This is a genomic window from Streptomyces sp. NPDC005070 (assembly GCF_053600395.1).
In genome coordinates this window covers 1-1038 of sequence record NZ_JBSFZS010000595.1, presented here as the reverse complement: position 1 = coordinate 1038, position 1038 = coordinate 1, and the positions used below count along the sequence as shown (strand labels likewise).

The window sequence follows — 1038 nt, the reverse complement described above, 5'->3', positions numbered from 1 at the left end:
GCCCGCAGCGCGGGCGCGTCGGGCACCGTGCCGGTGGCGGACGCCCAGGCGACATGGCCGTCCGGGCGGATGAGGACCGCGGCCGGGGCGGGGATCTCGCCGAGGGCCGGGACGATCCACTGCTCGTCCTCGCCGCGCGCCTCGACGACGTCCACGCGGTCGGCCCAGCCCGCGGCGATGGCCGCCGTCCGCGTGCTGCCGGACAGGTCGAGCAGGACCGGGCGGGCGGCGTGCAGCAGCTCGTGGACCCGGGTGGCGCCGTCGGACGCCTTCAGGTCGGCGTCCGGGACCCGGCGGCCGGTCAGCGGGTGGTCGCCGTCGAGGGGGTAGCGGATGTCCAGGGCCGTCAGCAGATGGCGCAGGTACTGGTTGACCTCGTCGAACACCATCAGGGAGGCGAATATCTCGCGCAGCGCGTCCGTCTGCGGCCCGGGACGCACCAGGGCCGACTGCGCCCGGGTGTTGTGCAGCACCCGTTCCCCGACCGGGTGCCGCTCGGCGTGGTAGGTGTCCAGCAGGCTTTCCGGCGCCCGGCCGCGCACCACCGAGGCGAGCTTCCAGCCGAGGTTGACCGCGTCCTGCACGCCCATGTTCAGTCCCTGCCCGCCGGCCGGGAAGTGGATGTGCGCCGCGTCGCCCGCGAGCAGCACCCGCCCCTTGCGGTACCGGTCGGCCTGCCGCGCCGCGTCGTTGAACCGGGAGATCCACCGGGGGTTGCGCATGCCGAAATCGGTGCCCGCGACCCGGACCAGGGACTCGCGCAGCCCCTCGAACGTCACGCTCTCCTCGCGGTCCGCGACCCGGTCGAACTCCGAGGTGATCACCCGGTGCCAGCCCGGCTCGAACGCGATCGCCGACCAGTCCCCGCCCGCGGTGCGCCGCACCCAGACGTAGTCCTCGGGCAGATCGGGGAGTTCGACGTCACCGATCAGCGCCGTCATCGTCGCCTCGGTGCCGGGGAAGCCGATGTCCGCCAGCTTGCGCACCGTGCTGCGCCCGCCGTCGCAGCCCACCAGGTAGCGGGCGCGCAGCGCCGTG

The 1038-nt window shown here is 74.6% G+C and carries 1 protein-coding gene; it reads right to left on the bottom strand.

What is annotated here, in order from left to right:
* Positions 1-1038, bottom strand: a 1038-nt coding sequence (locus ACWEBX_RS41440) for an FAD-dependent monooxygenase (protein ID WP_451889821.1), incomplete at both ends; no start/stop codon positions are given.